Origin of the sequence: Enterococcus avium ATCC 14025, assembly GCF_000406965.1 — a bacterium.
GTDB classification, from domain to species: domain Bacteria; phylum Bacillota; class Bacilli; order Lactobacillales; family Enterococcaceae; genus Enterococcus_A; species Enterococcus_A avium.
The window spans coordinates 118611-139046 of record NZ_KE136369.1; the positions used below are offsets into that span (position 1 = coordinate 118611).

At 39.8% G+C, this 20436-nt stretch carries 17 protein-coding genes; 15 read left to right on the forward strand and 2 right to left on the reverse strand.

Annotated elements, in window-relative coordinates; all coding sequences use genetic code 11:
- Positions 1–681 precede the first annotated feature (681 nt).
- From OMU_RS22605 to OMU_RS22615, 3 genes are all read left to right on the forward strand, one after another.
- Positions 682–1065: a hypothetical protein gene (locus OMU_RS22605; RefSeq protein WP_016182163.1), complete on the forward strand. Its 384-nt coding sequence runs from the start codon at positions 682–684 to the stop codon at positions 1063–1065.
- Between the two features lie 63 nt (positions 1066–1128).
- Entirely contained in the window at positions 1129–1806 is a 678-nt protein-coding gene (locus OMU_RS22610; RefSeq protein WP_016182164.1) for a DUF2922 family protein, read from the forward strand.
- A 180-nt stretch (positions 1807–1986) separates the two neighbouring features.
- Entirely contained in the window at positions 1987–2769 is a 783-nt protein-coding gene (locus OMU_RS22615) for a DUF4357 domain-containing protein (protein ID WP_016182165.1), read from the forward strand.
- Between the two features lie 196 nt (positions 2770–2965).
- Here OMU_RS22615 and OMU_RS22620 read toward each other — a convergent pair whose 3' ends face one another.
- Positions 2966–3772, reverse strand: a complete 807-nt coding sequence (locus tag OMU_RS22620; RefSeq protein ID WP_016182166.1) for a Cof-type HAD-IIB family hydrolase — start codon at positions 3770–3772, stop codon at positions 2966–2968.
- Between the two features lie 281 nt (positions 3773–4053).
- Between OMU_RS22620 and OMU_RS22625 the strand changes: the two genes are divergently transcribed.
- From OMU_RS22625 to OMU_RS22635, 3 genes are all read left to right on the forward strand, one after another.
- A complete protein-coding gene (locus OMU_RS22625) occupies positions 4054–5256 on the forward strand; it encodes a multidrug efflux MFS transporter (protein WP_016182167.1) in 1203 nt (400 codons plus the stop codon).
- A gap of 270 nt (positions 5257–5526) precedes the next feature.
- Positions 5527–6183: a hypothetical protein gene (locus tag OMU_RS22630; RefSeq protein ID WP_218064620.1), complete on the forward strand. Its 657-nt coding sequence runs from the start codon at positions 5527–5529 to the stop codon at positions 6181–6183.
- A gap of 274 nt (positions 6184–6457) precedes the next feature.
- Positions 6458–7258, forward strand: a complete 801-nt coding sequence (locus OMU_RS22635; RefSeq protein ID WP_016182169.1) for a zf-TFIIB domain-containing protein — start codon at positions 6458–6460, stop codon at positions 7256–7258.
- Positions 7259–7895: 637 nt separating this feature from the next.
- Here OMU_RS22635 and OMU_RS22640 read toward each other — a convergent pair.
- Positions 7896–8075: a YjzD family protein gene (locus OMU_RS22640; protein ID WP_016182170.1), complete on the reverse strand. Its 180-nt coding sequence runs from the start codon at positions 8073–8075 to the stop codon at positions 7896–7898.
- Between the two features lie 200 nt (positions 8076–8275).
- Between OMU_RS22640 and OMU_RS22645 the strand changes: the two genes are divergently transcribed.
- The 9 genes from OMU_RS22645 to OMU_RS22685 all read left to right on the forward strand — a co-directional run.
- Complete coding sequence (locus OMU_RS22645; protein ID WP_016182171.1) at positions 8276–11533, forward strand: DNA polymerase III subunit alpha; 3258 nt, start codon at positions 8276–8278, stop codon at positions 11531–11533.
- A gap of 140 nt (positions 11534–11673) precedes the next feature.
- Positions 11674–12636, forward strand: a complete 963-nt coding sequence (gene pfkA / locus OMU_RS22650) for a 6-phosphofructokinase (protein WP_016182172.1) — start codon at positions 11674–11676, stop codon at positions 12634–12636.
- Positions 12637–12705: 69 nt separating this feature from the next.
- Positions 12706–14490 carry a pyruvate kinase gene (gene pyk / locus OMU_RS22655; RefSeq protein WP_016182173.1) on the forward strand — a complete coding sequence of 595 codons (1785 nt, stop codon included), beginning with the start codon at positions 12706–12708 and terminating at the stop codon, positions 14488–14490.
- Between the two features lie 491 nt (positions 14491–14981).
- A complete protein-coding gene (locus tag OMU_RS22660) occupies positions 14982–15536 on the forward strand; it encodes a YceD family protein (RefSeq protein ID WP_016182174.1) in 555 nt (184 codons plus the stop codon).
- Between the two features lie 59 nt (positions 15537–15595).
- Positions 15596–15775 (forward strand): 50S ribosomal protein L32, encoded by a 180-nt coding sequence (gene rpmF, locus OMU_RS22665; RefSeq protein WP_010740070.1) that lies wholly within the window; start codon positions 15596–15598, stop codon positions 15773–15775.
- 336 nt (positions 15776–16111) lie between these two features.
- Complete coding sequence (gene gndA / locus OMU_RS22670; RefSeq protein WP_016182175.1) at positions 16112–17533, forward strand: NADP-dependent phosphogluconate dehydrogenase; 1422 nt, start codon at positions 16112–16114, stop codon at positions 17531–17533.
- 107 nt (positions 17534–17640) lie between these two features.
- Positions 17641–18327 (forward strand): response regulator transcription factor, encoded by a 687-nt coding sequence (locus OMU_RS22675; protein ID WP_010740068.1) that lies wholly within the window; start codon positions 17641–17643, stop codon positions 18325–18327.
- On the forward strand, positions 18324–19829 hold the full coding sequence (locus OMU_RS22680; RefSeq protein WP_016182176.1) for a HAMP domain-containing sensor histidine kinase: 1506 nt from the start codon (positions 18324–18326) through the stop codon (positions 19827–19829). The genes OMU_RS22675 and OMU_RS22680 overlap by 4 nt, the downstream gene beginning before the upstream one ends.
- Before the next feature lie 115 nt (positions 19830–19944).
- The coding region (locus OMU_RS22685) for an IS91 family transposase (RefSeq protein ID WP_040006415.1) at positions 19945–20436 on the forward strand (492 nt) is incomplete at its 3' end.

A 20436-nucleotide genomic window follows, 5' to 3' on the forward strand; every position in this document is an offset into this window, starting at 1 on the left:
ATAAATGTTTATCTGTTAATCCGAGTAATTTTCTAGTATGATTATCCATTGAGAGACTCCTTTGGTAGGGTGACGTTTTGGTCGACTAAATTTTACCAAAAGTGAGTCTCTTTTTGAGTTGAAACGAAGAAAAAAGTGTTAGTAGAAAATCGCCTTCGATTTTCCACCAACACAAAATATTATAGAACCGAGATTTTTGGATCAGCTCTTTGTTTTGGGGCTTTTATTAAGAACAGCTTTTAAAATCTTGAAGTATTTTTGCTTATTGTCGACATGCTAGTTCTGCTTAACGGCGTTTAGCAGTAACTCAATGCATAGCTTGTGTAGAAAAGTTCATTCGTGCAGTCGGTCATGAATATACCTATTATTCCTTCATGTGAGGGATTTATACTTTCCTCTAATTAAGAAAACATATTTTTTCGTTATTTACGTCTACTAAAAATGGTCAAAAGGTTTTTTGAAATGCTGAAATAATTGTAATTTATGACGGAAAATTCAGTTTTTCCACTTAAACCCTAATTATTTTTTAAAAAATATAAAAAAATTGATGTTGAAGTAACTCAGAAAAAGGCTTATGGTTTCCTCAAGGGTGGACAAGTAATGTTTCTGGTTGGTGAGTGGGTGTCACCAGTGGGTTAAAAAAGGAGTTACAAGTATTATTTTGAAAAAGGAGATAAATCAATGAAAAATTATGGCTTAAGTGAGTCCCAACTATTCACTTTAACACGTAAGAATTTAGAAAAACGTATTAGTCAGTATTATCGTGACACAAATGATGGCGATGGCGCGCTCGAATGTTTGATAGCGCTTCAAGTACGAGAAGAATTAACAGAGGCGGATTTCGCTTTTGTACTAGCCGATCTTGTGCGTCACATTTTTATGCGGACACGTTCGAATCGTTCATTGCGCCGCTACTATCTGTTTTTTACAGAATACTTCGAGAAGAAGGAATGGCGCTTATTAGAAATCAAATTGTTTCCAGCAAAGACCTATGTTGTGGAAAAGCTGAAGACCTTGTTTACACAATTTATTAAAGAACCTTTGGCAGGATTGGTCGGCTCATGACGAGGACCTGCGGAAAAAATGGAGAAAATAACGAGATAAAAGAAACTAGAAAGGACTAAAAACATGCAAACAACCTATACATTAGCAGCAGAATTCGGCAAAAGCGATGGCAAATCCCATCGACTGCGCATAAAGGATGTTGATTTATCCAAATCAGCAGAAGAGATCAAAGCTTCACTAACAAAATTGACGAAACTAAAACTATTTGAAAAAAATGGCGTTGAATTATTTCAGGAAGTCCGCCATGCCAAAATCATCAAAAAAACAGAAAGAACCATTTTTAATGATGGAAAAGCTGCCAAAAAATCAGCACAGTCTCAAACGGACCAAACAGCAGCTGTCCAAACAATGGAAGAACCAATAAAACAGGCGAAGACACCTGATAATAATCGAGAAATTCCGGAAACGATTCGGATTCCGGAGGATTTAACCATTACAGAAGAATGGCCGCAGCCGAATCGCTTCGTCCAAACAATTGAGCTGCCAAGTGGCTACCATTCGTGGGATTTGAATGAGAGTCAAGCATTCATGCTGATCAATGCGTGTTTTCCCGCGGGAATCGAACCATTGACTATCGAGGCAGACGATCAATCCGTCCCAGCGAAGCTGATTGTCACCGGAAAACGCACGCAAGAGGCACCACAGGAAGCGATCGTCGCTGCGGTGAACAAGGAATCTCCACCTGCAAAACCTAAGAAAAAACGAAAGCGGTTACTCGAGCGAATTCGTAAACGAGAGTAATCATTGTGTTCAGCTCATCAAAAAATCCAACGTTGGTATGAGGTGGATCATTGAGTAAAATGTTCTGTACCATTTTTATCAAAATTTAGACAGGGATTTTCTTTGACTCGCTGAGGCCTATCACTCGACTCGATCAAACTTTTTTACTATGCTAAAGAAAAAAGATTTGAGGGAAATCCCATGATGAAATTAATAGTGGAGATTGATCATGATACAACCAGCATCCAGTTTGATGAAGAGGGTACGATGATGATTTTTCGCAACTTGAAAAAGGTGCCTGCCTTGACTAAGGATCAGCTTGTACTGTATTTCAAAGGCCGTGAAGCGCAGTCGGTGGATTATGGTCAGACGATTGACCAAAAAATCCTGAAGGAAGCGGACAGTCTGGTAACGATCAGTGTTCCGTGGGATATTGAAGGCCGTGAATTAGCTCAACAAATGCTGGAGGTTTGGCAAAAAAACGCGCTGAAAACGGCCGGGTTATTTGAGGAGCAAAAAATTGCCGTGAACCGCTATCCTATTGTAGCAAGACATCAGGAACGACTTTTCGAGCTATTAACTACCTTTGGCTTTGAGAATAAAAAAGTCAAGGCTAAACCAGCAAAGGCTCAGCATCGCTGGAATAAGCAAGTCAACGAAATTCCATTTTATATTGATTATAATAATGCAAAAGGGGAAGTTATCTGGCAAAAGCGCAATGAAATGCGGCTGTTGGCTGGTGCGAAATTAACACAGGAAATGCCTTTGAACAAAGATGGTTCGGTGGGATTTAGTGCACGCTTAACTGAAAAATTGAGAGCGGATTATGCCGATAAAATCTCTAACTATACAACAACAGAGGATATAATCTTTAAGAGTGTGAATGAAGTCGGTATCTTTCTTTATTATGCCGGAACGAATGGCTGGCTCGTCTTCAAGGACAAGGATGGCAAAACAATTGATGAATATACCGTGGTAAAATAAATAGAAATTCAGTCTGAAATGAAATTGGCTTATTAAAGGTCAATTTCTTTTTTATGTTTTCAAACCATACAAAAAAATTGAGGCGGAAAATCATCTGATTTCCCCCTCAATTTTTATAAGGAAAGTATAAAATTTTCACATGAATGAATCGCTTTACAGCGGGTATATTCATGCCCGATTTCACGAAAATGCTTTTTTATAGGTCTAGATATTTTGTTAAGTAATCGGCCATACCGTCTTCACTATTTGGCTTTTCCGTGATATCATCCGCGACAGATTTTAATTGATCTGTCCCGTTTACCATGGAAACACCCCAGCCGGCAAATTTTAACATGTCCACATCGTTGTGTTCATCGCCAAATGCTAAGATATCTTCTTGCTGCACGTTAAGACTATTAATCACCCGTTTAAGTCCATGAGCTTTTTGAATCCCTTTAGCTACGACTTCCAACATCGGATTTGGACCGCCCCAAGTATTGACTTCAACTTCATGTCCAAATTGCTGTTTTAATTCCTCGGAAACACTGCCGACATTTTCAGGTTGGCTGCGTAATAGAACAGACGTTGGATTTGTTCGTAAAGTATTAATCGTTAACAAATTATCATTTGTTGCAAAATCACTGGCGAAGAAATGCTGATCGAAGAAATTTAAATCATCGATAAAGAAGGTCTCGCGGTTTTCAGCGGCGATGAAATCTAGCTTCAAGTTTTTCTTTTCCGACATTACATCGAAAACAATCTTCCGATTAACAGAAGTTTCCTGTTCATCTGCCCATTTCTTCCCAGGAAGATGAACAAGCGCGCCGTTAAAATTAATCATCGGCGTAGTTAATTGTAATTGCTGATAAAAGTTTTTACTCATGCGGTAAGGACGTCCGGTAGCGATCACAACTGAGTGACCATCTTCAATCGCTCGGCGCAGAGTTTTTGCTGTCTTATCAGTAATTATAGAATCTTGATTTAGGGTTGTACCATCTAAATCAATCGCTATCAATTTTTTCATAAAAAAACTCCTACTTTGTATTTATTATTTATTTTTCTGAGAAAGGCAGAGCGAATTCTCAGTACATAATACCCATCTGGCAATCTTGCTTAAGCAAGAAAAAAGCAGCATTCCGATTTTGCTTTAGTCTAGCACATCCATTAGAAAACGCAACCGTAGCGCCTAAATAATCAGAAAATATTAGAAAATTATCAAAGTCCCTGAGGGCAGAAAAAAGTCTTTTTCCGGTGATTCTGCTATAGTATAGGCATAGAAAATGTAGAGAAAGGGGATTAAAAAAGATGGCAATCAATTGGCGACGAAATCTTTTGATTTCATGGATCGGTTGTTTTTTTACTGGTGCCAGTTTCAGTTTGGTTATGCCCTTTTTACCAGTCTACATTGAACAACTGGGAACACCGAAAAGTCAAGTCGAGTTGTTTTCTGGATTGGCGATCTCGGTAACAGCCTTTGCGGCGGCAATTGTTTCTCCGATTTGGGGAAATCTGGCGGATCGGAAAGGGCGGCGCTTAATGATGATTCGTGCGGCAGCTGGAATGACTCTCACAATGGGCTCGCTGGCTTTTGTGCCGAATGTTTATTGGTTACTGATTATGCGTTTTATGACCGGTGTCTTATCTGGTTATGCCCCTAACGCGACAGCGATGATCGCTTCTCAGGTCCCGCGTCAAAGAAGTGGCTGGGCATTGGGAACACTTGCGACAGGCGGAGTTGCTGGAAATTTAATTGGTCCTTTGATTGGCGGAATGTTGGCGCAATGGTTCGGATTACGGAATGTCTTCATTATTACCGGAGTTATTTTGCTGATTTGTACCTTCTTGACGGTTTTTATGGTGAAAGAAAATTTCCAACCTATCGAAAAGGAAGATGTCATCAGTATGGCGGAATTGCGCAAACGAATTAATTATATGCCGATTCTGATTGGCCTATTTATCAGTTCCCTGATTTTGCAGGTCGGAGCTACTAGCATTAGTCCGATCTTGACGCTGTATATTCGGGACCTGAGCGGCTCCAGCAGTAACGCTTTAGTTATCAGTGGGTTTATTGTTTCAATCGCTGGCGTTTCAGCAATTGCTTCTTCACCAACGTTGGGTAAAGTCGGAGATAAAATCGGGAATCACAAAGTTTTGTTGGCAGGTCTAGTCTTATCTTTACTTTGCTTTATTCCAATGGCTTTTGTTAAAACACCTTTCCAACTTGGTGTTTTACGTTTCTTCCTAGGATTTTCAACCGGCGCGTTGATGCCTTCAATCAATACTCTTATCAGCAAAATCAGCCCACCAGAAGGAGTTAGTCGTATTTTCAGCTACAATCAAATGTTTAACAATTTTGGTCAGGTCATCGGGCCAATGCTAGGCTCGACTGTAGCCCATGCGATGGGCTATCCAGCAGTATTCCTAGTCACCAGCGCATGTGTTTTTGGGAATATTATTTTAAGTGTTTTTAATTTTCGTAAACTGTTAGTGACCAAGACAAAGATTTAAGGTAGTTGAAGAATAGGATAGTGAGCGGGATTATCAGTTTGGATAATCCCGTTTTTCTTAGGGAACTAGTGATTAATTACTAAGAAAATCTTAAAAATGGAAAATGACTATTTTGTTTGATTAAGAAGAATTGTTTACTGATAAGACGCTATCTATTACTTTTATACTTTATTTAAGTTAAAAATTATAGATATTTTGGACTGTATGGCTAGTAAGATTGCGACATCATTTAATTGAAGAAAGCAAAGCTAATGAAAAATGTATGGAGGGATGAAAGTGTTAGAAAAACAGGGAGGGGTACCCATGTCGAATGAAGAAACTATTTTGCGAGAACTGAAGCAGTGCTATTACTCTGAAGGCGAAGAGCTAACGTATAAAAAGGATAAGTTTCTAATGGAAATGCTTGTTGCGAGGATTGCTGGTTTATTTGATGAAAAGGATCCGATTTTTTGGGCTGGTCATGAAAAGAGCATCAATATCTGGGTAGCAACGCCTGTCAAAAGTCCTACTACTTCAAGATTATGGGAACTGTTTGGTCCTAGTGATGCGAAGTTTATTTTTTTGACAGCTGAAAAGGCCGTTTATATCAATGTGGTACGTCTTTTGGAGGAAGAAAATTGGCTCTGCTATGAGGTCAAGGAGATTCATTCGATTTTATGTGGATATTATTGGACGAAGAAAGAAGATGAAGTTAACCGCAGAGCTGTTCGAATTGTAACAGAGGAGCATAGTGAGTTTCATCCTTCAGTAACTATTTCAAATACTAGTTATAATGAGCTTGTGGATAAAATCAGCAGTGGCTCTATGAGTCCGATTAAAGAAAAGGTAATTATTTTGGAAGATACAGACAGTATCAAAAAATACCATGCCGCCTCGATTCGTAGAAAAAGTAGTCAAACTGAGGGGAATCAAATTTATTTTGTATAAAAGGCTGTTCGTTTGAGACAGTCTTTTTAGTTGGTTAAAGATGGATAATAGCTTGTCACAGCACTGCCAAAGGTGTTAGGCTTAGGCAGGAAGTCAAGATTTATTTAAAAGCCATTCGACTTTTACCGTTAATGAGTGTTTGGGTGGGGCAGGTTTCTTCAAGCTTTGTAAAGAACTTAGTTTTTTCAGAGCGCCAAGCGTTGTTTGCCGGTAAATATGATAGCTTTCTTTGATGGCGAGGCGGCGAAAAAAACGAATTATAAAGGGAGTTTTTATGTCTTACAAACGTGTTAAAATGGTGGGCGCTAATTGTCCAACTTGTCAACGAAAGCTAGAAATTTTGCTGAAGGATGATTCACAGGAAGCATTATGTATTTGCTTTCGCTGCCGCGGAATTTATGCCTTCGATGGTCAAGAGCTGCATAAGCTTTCTAATAGAAAACAGGCAACAAATCAGGAAAAAGCAGCTTTGGCCGGACTTGTTCATGCCTTACCGGAAAAGCATCTCTATATAGGAAAGGGAAGTCAGTTACGTCAAAAGGACTTTGGCTATCAACGAAGCTGGTTGAGCCTAGCCGAGTATGAACGGCAATTCGGCGAGGCTTTAGGTTTCAATCAATGTGATTTACGAAAAAATCTGACAAGCTGTAAATGGTGTGGTCAACGTTTGCCGAAGGGACGGCGTTCATTTTGCAAGGATAGCTGCTCTCGCAATTATTCAAAAACCACTTTTACGAAACGCCATATGGCGAGCCTGCCTTATCGAATTGCGTGCCGTGATCAGTTCTTCTGTCAAATAAGTAGGGCAGATCTGGCTCAATACAATCATCATGGCATACGCCTTCCCGTGAGTAACGGTGAAATGGCCATCCATCATTTAATTTACGTTTCACAAAACGGAACCGACTATGAGCAGAATCTATTGACTGTTTCTGCCGAGGTGCATCGAGCCTGTCATTCCGGAGACACTGAAATAGTAGCGCTTGTTGATAAAATTCGTGATCAACGGTTGGGAAAATTCGGCGAGAAAATGCAGTTTGATTCTTCAGAAAAACATAGTCGCGAAAACGAATAGCGGTTTAAATCCTACGAACAATTACTAGTTCGGAGATATCGTTTTATTTATAATTGAATCCTTTTCTCTGCTTTTTGTTTACACCATCTAAGAGTAGAGGAAAGGATTTTTTGTTTTAGCTATATAACGAAGTAGTTACATAAAGAATTAAGGAGGATTAATTTACGGTATTAGAGATGTTGGGAAAAATAATCACAGTATTTTATGCTTTCAGTATGATCGTATTTATAATTTTGAGTGAGAATTTCAATAAATCAAAGACAAGAAAATATAAGAATGATGAAAGATGAAAACTTGTTAAAAATAAGGCTAATACAGTAATATTATAGTACTATCTCATTAAATATCACACTGTTGTATTCGATAAATATTTTTGTACCAAAACAGTATTTATCGAACTTGTCATTCAAGAATTTTATAACTATTGCACTTTACATTGTGTTGTTTAGATATGCGGTGGAATGCTTGGCATTGAAACATTTTGATAGAGTAATATAAAAGGATTTTTAAAATAAGAAAAAATCGTATGCAATTTTTCGAAACTATCATTTAAGGTGGAAATTAGATAAATAATCTTCAATCGTTTCCAACTAGGAAAAAAACAAAAAACCAGTTACAATATAGTAACTGGTTTTGTCTATGCTTTGGCTTTTTTTGGTGAAACAAAACGCGCCGCAACAAGTGCGATAACTCCAACAATTAGAGAAATAATCGTAGATAATTCAAAGTTATAAGAAGCACTTTGCAAGGCACCGCCTAGGTAACAAACGGCTTGTCCAATTGCGAAAGCCCAAAATAATGTAACTAGATATTTCATCAAGAGCACCTCTTTTCGCAAATATATCTAGGTTCAGTTTAGCATTTTTTTTGAAAATGTAAAGAAAAGGCCTATGAAAATAAGCGGAAAATCTAAATAGAAAACAGGTAATTTTTGTTGAGTTTTAGCGCCAAAAATTTCGTGCTATACTTATTAGTTGATTCATCGACAAAAATAATTACGTTAAATAGGAGGAAATCATGCAAATACCACAACTTTATACGAAAACTTCCTATTCATTATTGAAAAGTACGTTAACGATAGAAGAATATGTCTTAGCAGCCAAGAAACGCGGGTACTCTGCGATTGCGATTACGGATGAGAATGTTTTATACGGCGCGGTCGAGTTTTTTAATGCTTGCAAAAAGTATCAAATGACTGGAATCATTGGCTTGGAATTGGATTTCACATTTGAAGAGTCAATTGAAAAAATCGTGTTCTATGGGAAAAATGTTGCTGGATATCAGGAGTTAATGCGTCTATCCAGCACACGGATGATGTCTGAAAAGCCGCTGAGCTTAGCTGATTATAATATTGATGCGAAAAATCTAATCAGCGTTTTACCAGTAGATAACTTGTATGATCCAAGTGAAGCAGTCTTCTCACAGATCGCTGACCTTATTAACGGGGAATTTTATCTAGGGATTTCATCAAAAACAAAGACCTCCGAATTGTCAGAAAGCTGGCCGAAAATAGCACTTCACGAGGTGGCATGTTTGGAAACGGAACAAGCCTTCGCGATAAAAATTATGGGACACATTCAAAACGGTACTCAGCTTCCTCGGGAGGAATTAACGAATCAATTAGGCGATAATTATCTGATGGAGATGGGGAAACTAATCGCTGGTTTTGAAGATAAACAAGCTTTGGCCAATGCACAGCATTTAGCAGAGGTTTGTCAATTTGACTTGCCTTTGCATCAGAAATTGCTGCCACATTATCCAGTACCGAATCAGCAGACAGCGGATGCTTATTTGCAGGAGCTTTGCTGGCAGAAATTACCTGAACGAATCGGTGAGGTGACAGAGGAATACCGCCAACGGCTGACTCGTGAATTAGGAATCATCCATAACATGGGCTTTGATGATTACTTCCTGATCGTCTGGGATGTGATGGATTATGTGCATCGCAGCAAGATCGTCTCTGGCGCTGGACGGGGTTCAGCGGCAGGCTCGCTAGTGGCCTATGTGTTAAGTATTACCGATGTTGATCCGATCAAATACAATCTTTTGTTTGAGCGTTTCTTAAATCCTGAACGAAACAGCATGCCCGATATCGATCTGGATATTCCTGACAATCGTCGTAACCAAGTTCTTCATTATGTTCACGAAAAATATGGACACTTCCATGTTTCTCAGATTGCAACCTTTGGAACGATGGCAGCAAAAATGGTATTGCGGGATGTCGGTCGAGTATTCGGGTTATCTCAAAGTGAAGCTAATCGCTGGTCAAAAGCTATACCAAATCAGTTGAAAATTACTTTACGAGAGGCTTATAACAAATCTGAACCACTAAAGCGATTAGTCGCTCATGATGAACGAAGTAAATTACTGTTCCAAACAGCATTGACTTTAGAGGGCTTGCCACGGCATGTCTCCACTCATGCTGGCGGAGTAGTGATCAGTGATGTGAACTTAATCAGTGTTGTACCGCTGCAAAATGGCTCGGAGGATATTTTGTTAACCCAGTTTACGATGTCTGATGTGGAAGCTATCGGACTATTGAAGATGGATTTCCTAGGACTGCGGAATCTTTCCATTATTGATAATGCTCAGCAAAATATTCGCCGCGTGTATCATGAAGAGCTGGATTTGAAAAATGTACCTTTAGATGATCCAGAAACGCTTGCCTTGTTCCAGCGAGGCGAGACCAGTGGCGTGTTCCAATTTGAATCGGCGGGTATTCGTAAAGTTCTAAGAAATCTGCATCCAACATCCTTTGAAGATATCGTAGCGGTGAATGCCTTGTATCGCCCAGGTCCGATGCAAATTATTGATCAGTTTATTGCTCGAAAAAATGGCAAGGAGCAAGTGACTTTTCCTGATGTCTCGGTGCAGGAAATCTTGGCACCGACTTACGGCTTTATTGTTTATCAGGAACAAATTATGCAGGTGGCCGCTCAAATGGCTGGCTTTAGCTTAGGCGAAGCCGATATCCTACGCCGCGCTGTCAGTAAAAAGAAAAAAGACTTATTAGATGAAGAAAGGCGTCATTTTGTTGGTGGTGCGATCGGTCGCGGACACAGTCAGAAGAGTGCCGAAGAGGTGTATGACTACATCGAACGTTTTGCCAATTATGGGTTTAACCGATCCCACTCGGTAGCTTACAGCTTTGTTGGTTATCAAATGGCCTATATGAAGGTTCATTATCCCGGAGCATTTTACACTGCGTTGATGCAGTCAGTCCGGAATGATCCAAAGAAATTGCGGGAATATATTGCCGAAGCTAATCGAGCAGGTGTGAAATTATTAGCTCCGGATATTAATCGTAGCAGCTACAGTTTTACTTTGGTAGAAAAAGACCTGATCCGTTTTGGATTAGACGCCATTAAGGGTATGCGTCGTGATTTTGTCAGTGATATTTTGACCACCCGCAAAGAGGAAGGACCTTTCAAGTCCTTGGATCAATTCCTGTTGCGAATCGAAACTCGTTGGCTGAAAAATGAGTATATCGCACCGTTGATTTTCATTGGTGCTTTTGATGAGTTGCATCCCAACCGTCGTGAATTGGCCGATGGATTGGAGGGGAAAATTCAAAATGTACAATATAGCGGCGGCAGCATCTCCTTACTAGATGTGATGAGTTTGAAGGAAAGGCCGTCTGAGGATTATACGTTGGCAGAGCGTTTGAATTATGAAGAACAGTATCTGGGTCTTTATGTTTCAGGTCATCCAACTGAAAACTTTCCTAAACTGCTGAAGCAAAAGGATTTACAACCGATTTCTGAACTAACTGTCGGCAGTCACGGGAAAATTCTCTTCTATTTAAAAGATATTCGTGAGATTCGAACGAAGAAGGGTGAACAGATGGCCTTCTTAACAGGCAATGATCAAAGCGGCGAAATTTCCTTAACGGTTTTTCCGCAAACCTATCGACGTTTACGCAAAGAGCTTGAGTTAGAAAAAGTCTATCTCGTCCAAGGTAAAGTGGAGCGCAGTAAGTATGATCAGGCGATCCAATTATTAGTGGAAGAAATGACTCTTGCGCAAGTAGCAGAAGAGGACATCAGTGATAAAACTTTGTATTTGCGTGTGCAGGCAGAACAGGATTCTCCTGAAATTCAGCAGGGAATTGCCGAAAGACTTCAACTGTCACCTGGAAAAGTTCCAGTTGTGATCTTCTATGAAAAAAATCGACGGAAGATTGTGCTGGATAAAAAGTTTTGGGTGGGGGTTAATGACACTCTCATAAATGCTTTACGTGACATATTAGGGGAACAAAGCGTCGTAATAAGATGATTTCTTGTAACTTTCAAAAACTTTTTGCAAAATACCGCTTTTTCCCGTGGACATCCCAAGACTTTTGGGATGTTTTTTGGTAGAATGTACCATGAATTAAACGATGTATGTTTTTTTGAGAATACTTATGAGGTGAGAAAATGAAACGCATTGGAATTTTAACAAGTGGAGGAGACGCTCCCGGAATGAACGCTGCCGTTCGCGCGGTCGTTCGTAAAGCGATTTTTGAAGGCATGGAAGTTTATGGCATCAATTATGGTTTTGCTGGTCTAGTTGCTGGTGATATTCGTCGTTTGGATGTTGCTGACGTCGGCGACAAGATTCAACGAGGCGGAACTTTCTTATATTCAGCTCGTTACCCAGAATTTGCTACTGAAGAAGGGCAATTAAAAGGGATCGAACAATTGAAAAAATTCGGTATTGAAGGATTAGTTGTCATCGGTGGTGACGGTTCTTATCATGGTGCATTAGCCTTGACGAAACATGGCTACCCTGCTGTTGGTATCCCAGGCACAATCGATAATGATATCCCTGGAACAGATTTCACTGTTGGGTTTGATACAGCGATCAACACTGTCTTGGAATCTGTTGACCGCATTCGTGATACAGCGACTTCACACGTACGTACTTTCGTCATCGAAGTAATGGGACGTAACGCAGGCGATATCGCTTTATGGTCTGGTGTTGCCGGTGGTGCGGACGAAATCGTTATTCCGGAACATGACTTTGATATGGAACGTATCGCTAAGAAAATCCAAGCAGGCCGTGACCGCGGGAAGAAACATTGCTTGATCATTTTGGCTGAAGGTGTCATGGGCGGAAATGAATTTGCTGAAAAATTAGCTGAATACGGCGACTTCCATACACGCGTGAGTGTGTTGGGTCACGTGGTTCGTGGTGGCTCACCAAGTGCCCGCGACCGTGTATTAGCCAGCAAATTTGGTTCATATGCCGTTGATTTATTGTTAGAAGGTAAAGGCGGATTATGTATCGGTATCGAAGAAAATGAAGTGATTGCTTCTGATATCGTAGAAACGTTGGAAAACAACAAGCACAAACCAGATTTGTCATTGTACGAATTAAATCATCAAATCTCATTTTAAACTCGTTAATAATAGTGTAGAGCTATATATTATAAACAATCAAGAAACAAGAATGGAGCGTATTACGTAATGAAAAAAACGAAGATCGTTAGTACATTAGGACCAGCAAGTAACTCAGTTGAAACAATCTCAGAATTAATTGAAGCTGGTGCTAACGTGTTCCGTTTCAACTTCTCACACGGAGATCACGAAGAACAACTTACACGTATGAACATGGTTCGTGAAGCAGTGAAAAAGACTGGTAAAGATGTTGGTATTCTTTTAGATACAAAAGGTGCGGAAATCCGTACAACTGTTCAAGATACAACTGATGCAGACTACGGCCGTGCTGGCTATATTGAATTTAACGTAGGCGATAAAACACGTATCTCAATGGACCCAGAACATAAAGGGACGAAAGAAAAAATCGCTGTTACTTACCCAGGCTTATTCGACGATGCACATATCGGCGGACATATCTTATTCGATGATGGCTTAATCGACATGGAAATCATTGATAAAGACGAAGCAAACCGCGAATTGATCATGCTAGTTAAAAATGCTGGTATGCTAGGTTCTCGTAAAGGTGTAAATGCTCCTGGTATTTCAATCAACTTACCTGGTATCACTGAAAAAGATGCAGACGATATTCGTTTCGGTCTAGATAACGACATTAACTTCATCGCTGCAAGTTTTGTACGTAAAGCACAAGACGTTCTTGATATTCGTGAAATCCTTGAAGAAAAAAATATGACACACGTGCATATCTTCCCTAAAATTGAATCACAAGAAGGAATCGATAACATCGACGAAATCATCAAAGTTTCTGATGGTATCATGATCGCTCGTGGAGACATGGGTGTTGAAATCGCTCCTGAATTAGTACCTATGGTTCAAAAACGTATCATCAAAAAATGTAACTACGCTGGTAAACCAGTTATCACAGCGACTCAAATGTTAGAATCAATGCAAGAAAACCCACGTCCAACACGTGCGGAAGCATCTGACGTTGCCAACGCTGTATTTGACGGAACTGATGCTACAATGCTTTCTGGTGAATCTGCAAATGGTAAATACCCAGTTGAAGCTGTTGGCACAATGGCTCGTATCGATATGGAAGCTGAATCTGCATTGTCAGAACTAGGATCATTCCAAATCAACGAATTCGACAAATCAAACGTAACAGAAACAATTGGTCTTTCAGTAGCTCGCGCTGCGAAAAACTTAGGTGTTAAAACAATCGTTGCTGCGACTGAATCAGGTCACACTGCACGTATGATTTCTAAATACCGTCCAGATGCTGACATCTTGGCAGTAACTTTTGACGAACATACAAAACGCAGCTTGATGGTTAACTGGGGCGTATACCCAACAGTTGCTGAAAAACCAACAACAACAGACGATATGTTCGATTTAGCTGCTCAAAAAGCTGTTGACTTAGGTTTTGCTAAAGAAGGCGACTTGATCTTGATTACTGCTGGTGTTCCAGTTGGTGAACGTGGAACAACAAACGTAATGAAAGTTCAAATGATCGGTTCTAAATTATTACAAGCTCAAGGTATCGGTGAATCAACAGTTGTTGCTCATGCAGTTGTTGCTAAAAACGCTGAAGAAGCAATCAAAAAAGCTAAAGACGGTATGGTTTTAGTTGTTCCAACAACTGACAAAGATTACATGCCTGCAATTGAAAAAGCTTCTGCTTTGATCGTTGAAGATGGTGGATTGACTTCACACGCTGCAGTTGTCGGTATCGCTCAAGATATCCCAGTAGTAGTTGGTGCAGATAGCGCGACTTCCACAGTTGTTGATGGTGAATTAGTCACTGTTGATCCTCGTCGTGGAATCGTGTACCGTGGACAAACAACAGCGATCTAAACACTAGATAGTTGTTCCAACAAGAAATATCGGGACTGCGGCATTCATGCCACAGTCCTTTTCTATGAAAGATACAGGGGATCAGACTTGATTATTTTTTTGTGATGGACGTATGTTATCTAGCTCAGTAAAGTAGATAGAATTTTTCTAACCACGCTAAAGTGTGAAGAATAACTGGCGAAGCTGACCGAGTTCGTACAGCCTTTCTTGATATCCAGCTTTCTGAGCTAGCTTTTAAGGGTGTCTGGCTTCCCGAACTAGATTTTTCAACAATAAGCGAAAATCATTCGAAATCTGAAAAGCGCCAAGTAGGTACCAATCAACATCGGTTCTCTACGCTCACCGTGTTTCTTGGCAATTTAGAATGATTATAGTCTTATTGCTCAAAATCTGACCGAGTTCGTACAGCCTTTCGGGGTGTCAAGAAAATTTCATTGACAAAGGTTTTTTCCACCTGTATAATATCGATTGTTGCTTAGAGGTGATGAATAATGAAATGGTCGATTGGCGAATTGCGCCGCTATAAAGAAGAAGCACTAAATTTTTCAGAAACGATCGATGTGAATGACGCATTGACAGCCCGTGATAATGAAGTCTTAGCAGTGACTCCGGTTACTGTGGAAGGAATCTTATCTGTCGGAAAAAATGAATATATTTTACATTATCGGTTGAAAACTATTGTAACTGTTCCTTCAGCCCGCTCGTTGGAACCAGTTGATCTGCCACTTGATCTGTCAGTGGACGAAGTATTCATGACACGGGAGCAATGGTCTTCTATGGAAGAAGAACGAGACGAAGAGATCCTTGTCCTAGACAATGATACGATCGACTTAACCAATTCTATCGAAGATAACATTTTATTAGCGATTCCGCTGCAGGTGTTTACTGAAGAAGAACTGAAATCTTCTGACATGCCAAAAGGCAATGATTGGGAAGTTATCAGTGAAGAAGCGTACTTGCAGAAGAAAGAGGAATCGGCTGAAACAATTGATCCTCGTCTTGCGAAATTATCTGAGTTATTCAATGAATCAGAAGATGACAAGTAAGATTGGAATAAAATGTATCAGTAAATGATACTTCATTTTATAAGGAGGTGTAACACCCAATGGCAGTACCAGCTAGAAAAACATCAAAAGCTAAAAAGAACAAACGTCGTACTCACTACAAATTGACCATTAAAGGATTAAACGAATGTCCTAACTGTGGCGAAATGAAGAAGAGCCATCACGTATGTGCCAACTGTGGCTACTATGATGGAAAAGATGTTATGTCTAAAGAAGCATAAGCACTTTTTAATAGAGAAAGTCAAAACCTCAAGACTAACCATGGAGTCTTGAGGTTTTTTTCTTGGAATTAGGCGAGATAACAATTTGTCATATTTGCGAAAAATCTATCGTTTTTATAAGGATTGGCAGGTTTTATCAAGGCTTTTTAGATTAAAAACACTATTCATTTTCCATTCTCACTTTCTTAGGATATAATGAGAATCGTATTGAGTATTATAGGATGCTAACTCTACTTGGTGTAAATACATAATCAGTAGAAGATTGCATGTGGTGAGAAGCCACCTTATTTTTCCTATAGAAAAATCTGCACATCAATTCGAACTAGGAGGATAATTATGTCAAAACAACAATTCGGCGTCGTAGGTATGGCCGTAATGGGGAAAAATCTAGCATTGAATATCGAAAGTCGCGGGTACTCAGTGGCTTTGTATAATCGTACTGGATCAAAAACCGAAGCGGTAGTAGAAGAACATCCTGATCGCAACTTAAAAGCGACATTTTCAATCGAGGAATTTGTTGCTTCAATCGAAACTCCGCGTCGTATCTTACTAATGGTTCAAGCAGGTCCAGCGACTGACGCAACAATTCAATCACTATTACCGCATTTAGATAAAGGCGATATTCTGATCGATGGAGGAAATACCTTCTTCAAAGACACGATTCGTCGTAACGAAGAATTAGCGAACTCAGGCATCAACTTCATTGGTACTGGTGTTTCTGGTGGTGAAAAAGGCGCATTAGAAGGCCCTTCAATGATGCCAGGCGGACAAAAAGAAGCCTATGACTTAGTCGCTCCAATCTTTGAACAAATCGCTGCAAAAGCAGAAGACGGCGAACCATGTGTCACTTATATCGGCGCAAATGGTGCTGGTCACTACGTAAAAATGGTACATAACGGTATCGAATACGGGGACATGCAGTTAATCGCTGAATCATATGATTTGATGCAAAACCTACTTGGTTTGTCTGTAGAAGAAATGGCTGATGTTTTCTCAGAATGGAATAAAGGGGAATTAGACAGCTATTTAATCGAAATCACTGCGGATATCTTGACTCGTAAAGATGACGAAGGTACGGATAAGGCGATCGTTGATGTAATCAAAGATGCAGCTGGTAATAAAGGAACAGGAAAATGGACTTCTCAAAGCGCATTGGACTTAGGTGTGCCGCTTCCATTAATTACTGAATCCGTCTTCGCACGTTTCATTTCTGCGTATAAAGAAGAACGTGTGGCTGCCAGCAAAGTTTTATCAGGACCGGCACCTTATAAATATGACGGCGACAAACAAGAATTGATCGAAAAAATCCGTGAAGCATTGTACTTCAGCAAAATCATGAGCTATGCACAAGGGTTCTCTGAGTTACGTGCCGCTTCCAAAGAATTTGGTTGGGATTTACCATTTGGCGACATCGCGAAAATTTGGCGCGCTGGCTGTATCATCCGTGCACGCTTCTTACAAAAGATCACGGATGCCTATGAGAAGGATGCCGATTTGGCAAACTTGATGTTAGATGATTACTTCAAGGAAATTACTGACAAGTACCAACAAGCGGTTCGCGAAGTTGTTGCGATTGCTGTTCAAGCGGGGGTTCCTGTACCAACCTTCTCATCTGCTATCACTTACTATGATTCTTACCGTGCTGAACGTTTACCGGCGAACTTGATCCAAGCTCAACGCGATTATTTTGGCGCACATACCTATGAACGCCTTGATAAAGAAGGGATTTATCACTATAGCTGGTACCACGAAGAATAGCAGAAGTTATTTATAACTTTTACGCGAACTAACTATAGCTTTTTGACAGTTTTAGCCCTATAATGATAAAGGTTTAATGAAATTCAACTTGGAAAGGAACTAAAAAAATGAGTAATATTCTGATCATTGAAGATGAGAAAAATCTAGCTCGTTTTGTCGAACTAGAATTGAAGCACGAAGGCTATGATACAGAAGTTCATTATAATGGTAGAACAGGACTTGAAGCCGCATTAGAAAGTGACTGGGACGCTATTTTACTTGATTTGATGCTGCCTGAATTGAACGGCTTAGAAGTTTGCCGCCGTGTTCGACAAGTAAAAAATACACCAATCATCATGATGACAGCCCGTGACTCTGTGATCGACCGTGTTTCGGGTTTAGATCATGGTGCCGATGACTATATCGTCAAACCATTTGCGATTGAAGAATTGCTAGCACGTTTACGTGCTTTGCTTCGTCGAATCGATATTGAAGGCGATAAGAATGTTGCTAAACAAACGACGATTACTTATCGTGACCTAACGATCGAAAAAGAAAACCGTGTCGTGCGTCGCGGAAATGAAATCATTGAATTAACTAAACGTGAATACGAATTACTATTGACGCTTATGGAAAATGTCAATGTTGTACTTGCCCGTGATGTTTTGCTTAACAAGGTTTGGGGCTACGAAACAGAAGTAGAAACAAACGTGGTGGATGTGTATATTCGTTATCTGCGTAATAAGATTGATGTACCAGGAGAAGACAGCTATATTCAAACTGTCCGCGGTACTGGTTACGTTATGCGCTCATGAGAAAATTTATCAAGAAACAACGAGAACTGAAAGGGCCCTCACTCACCATCAAGTGGGCCTTTACAAGTTCTTTCTTTATATTCGTGGTATTTACGATCTTCGCTGTGATCACCTATAAGTCTTCGGTCAATCTGATCGTAACGAAAGAAAGAAACAACGTTGAACGCACAATCTCTGAAGTCACTTCCCGTTTAGCGAATGCGGATGAGGAGTTAACGTTGGTAAATACCTATCGAACGCTAACCGAATCGGGTGCACGGGATAATGCCATGTATGATCAAAACATGACCTTAGAGGGCAATATGATGCGGATTGACGAATTTATCTCAGAATTAGGCCAACGTCAATTATCGTTAGATATCTATAATTTAGACAAAAAGCTAATTTTTAAAACACAAAAAAACTATCAACCCTTAGTTCAGACAAAACGCAAAGAACCGACAATCGTGACTGTAGATGAAAAGAACGGGTTCTTATCAGTAGAACCAATCTATTCAAAAAAAACACGTGAGAAAATCGGGTATGCACAAGTCTTTTATGAGTTATCCGATTTTTACGAGATGCGCAGTAAGTTATTGTTGACATTGATTGTACTAGAAATTGTTTCGCTGCTTCTGAGCAGCTTCTTAGGCTTCTTATTGTCTTCGTACTTCCTGAAACCTGTGAAGATTCTGCGAGATACGATGGAAATCATCAGACAAGACCCACAGGCAGAAGTTCACGTACCTGAGATTACTACAAATGACGAGCTATCTGATTTAGCCGTCATCTTTAACGATGTGATTGATCGTATTCGGATGTATATTGAGCAGCAGGAGCAATTTGTGGAAGATGTTTCTCATGAGTTAAGGACACCAGTTGCAGTGATTGAGGGACATCTGAATATGTTGAATCGTTGGGGGAAAGACGATCCAGAGATTTTGGACGAGTCGATTCAGGCTAGTCTACAGGAACTTGTTCGGATGAAGAGCCTGGTACAAGAAATGCTCGATTTGTCTAGGGCCGAACAAGTAGATGTGTATTACGGGAATGAGACTTCTAAAGCCAAAGAAGTTACAAATCAAGTATTTAACAACTTTAAACTGCTTTACCCTGAGTTTACCTTCACCCTTGATGATGATTTAGATAGTGAAAGAATTTTGAAGATTTATCGTAATCATTTGGAGCAGATTCTAATTATTGTTTTAGATAACGCTGTGAAGTATTCAACTGATCGTAAAGAGGTTCATATATCAGTTTCATCAACCTTAAATAAGTTTGAGATTGCGATTCAGGACTTTGGTGAGGGGATACCAGACGAAGACATTGATAAAGTGTTTAATCGTTTTTATCGCGTCGACAAAGCTCGTGCTCGAACAAAAGGCGGAAATGGACTGGGTCTATCAATCGCTCACAAACTTTTAGAAAGTTATAAAGGGAGTATTAGTGTCGAAAGCTCTGTCGGCAAGGGTACCATCTTTAGAATTTTTATCCCAATGGTAGAAGAGAAAACAGCTGAGTAGAACTTAGCTGTTTTTTTAACATTAAAGGAAGTATAACATTTTAAGCGGTCAAAGGATTGATACATCAATCTTTTGACCGCTTTTCATCTGGTCTTTTTCCTATTAAACTGGAGATATGAAACCCAATATTTTACACGCCATTTTCTTTGATGAATATCAAAACTGGGAGAAATTCAATCAAAGGTACACGAGAAGGATTCGATCCGTTGTGAAAAGAGAAGTGAAGAAGTTTCGCGATTGTGGTGACCTTAAAAAAGGTTATCGTCTATTTGTCTGTGAAGGATGCCATGATGTAAAGAAAGTGGCTTTTCGTTGTAAAGGGAAATTTTGTCCAACTTGTGCAACTGGGGAAAGTCAACGGTGGGCAGAGGTTGCGGCGAACGATCTGTTTACAGTGACGCATCGACACGTCATCTTCACGATCGATGAAGGTTTACGTGAGATTTTTCTGAAGGAGAAGTATCGTAAGGAGCTTTTAAAAGGATTAATGGATGAAGCTGCACGGATACTATTAGATTTTTTTAGAAAGCACCATATACAAGCTGGGGTTGTGGCAACACTCCACACCTTCGGTTCTCAGCTAGAATACAATCCGCATGTTCATTTA

Bases quoted from the DNA above. Each gene is read 5' to 3' on its own strand.
- OMU_RS22605 (WP_016182163.1), top strand. From the start codon at position 682: ATGAAAAATTATGGCTTAAGTGAGTCCCAACTATTCACTTTAACACGT.
- OMU_RS22610 (WP_016182164.1), top strand. From the start codon at position 1,129: ATGCAAACAACCTATACATTAGCAGCAGAATTCGGCAAAAGCGATGGC.
- OMU_RS22615 (WP_016182165.1), top strand. From the start codon at position 1,987: ATGATGAAATTAATAGTGGAGATTGATCATGATACAACCAGCATCCAG.
- OMU_RS22620 (WP_016182166.1), bottom strand. From the start codon at position 3,772: ATGAAAAAATTGATAGCGATTGATTTAGATGGTACAACCCTAAATCAA.
- OMU_RS22625 (WP_016182167.1), top strand. From the start codon at position 4,054: ATGGCAATCAATTGGCGACGAAATCTTTTGATTTCATGGATCGGTTGT.
- OMU_RS22630 (WP_218064620.1), top strand. From the start codon at position 5,527: ATGAAAGTGTTAGAAAAACAGGGAGGGGTACCCATGTCGAATGAAGAA.
- OMU_RS22635 (WP_016182169.1), top strand. From the start codon at position 6,458: ATGTCTTACAAACGTGTTAAAATGGTGGGCGCTAATTGTCCAACTTGT.
- OMU_RS22640 (WP_016182170.1), bottom strand. From the start codon at position 8,075: ATGAAATATCTAGTTACATTATTTTGGGCTTTCGCAATTGGACAAGCC.
- OMU_RS22645 (WP_016182171.1), top strand. From the start codon at position 8,276: ATGCAAATACCACAACTTTATACGAAAACTTCCTATTCATTATTGAAA.
- pfkA (WP_016182172.1), top strand. From the start codon at position 11,674: ATGAAACGCATTGGAATTTTAACAAGTGGAGGAGACGCTCCCGGAATG.
- pyk (WP_016182173.1), top strand. From the start codon at position 12,706: ATGAAAAAAACGAAGATCGTTAGTACATTAGGACCAGCAAGTAACTCA.
- OMU_RS22660 (WP_016182174.1), top strand. From the start codon at position 14,982: ATGAAATGGTCGATTGGCGAATTGCGCCGCTATAAAGAAGAAGCACTA.
- rpmF (WP_010740070.1), top strand. From the start codon at position 15,596: ATGGCAGTACCAGCTAGAAAAACATCAAAAGCTAAAAAGAACAAACGT.
- gndA (WP_016182175.1), top strand. From the start codon at position 16,112: ATGTCAAAACAACAATTCGGCGTCGTAGGTATGGCCGTAATGGGGAAA.
- OMU_RS22675 (WP_010740068.1), top strand. From the start codon at position 17,641: ATGAGTAATATTCTGATCATTGAAGATGAGAAAAATCTAGCTCGTTTT.
- OMU_RS22680 (WP_016182176.1), top strand. From the start codon at position 18,324: ATGAGAAAATTTATCAAGAAACAACGAGAACTGAAAGGGCCCTCACTC.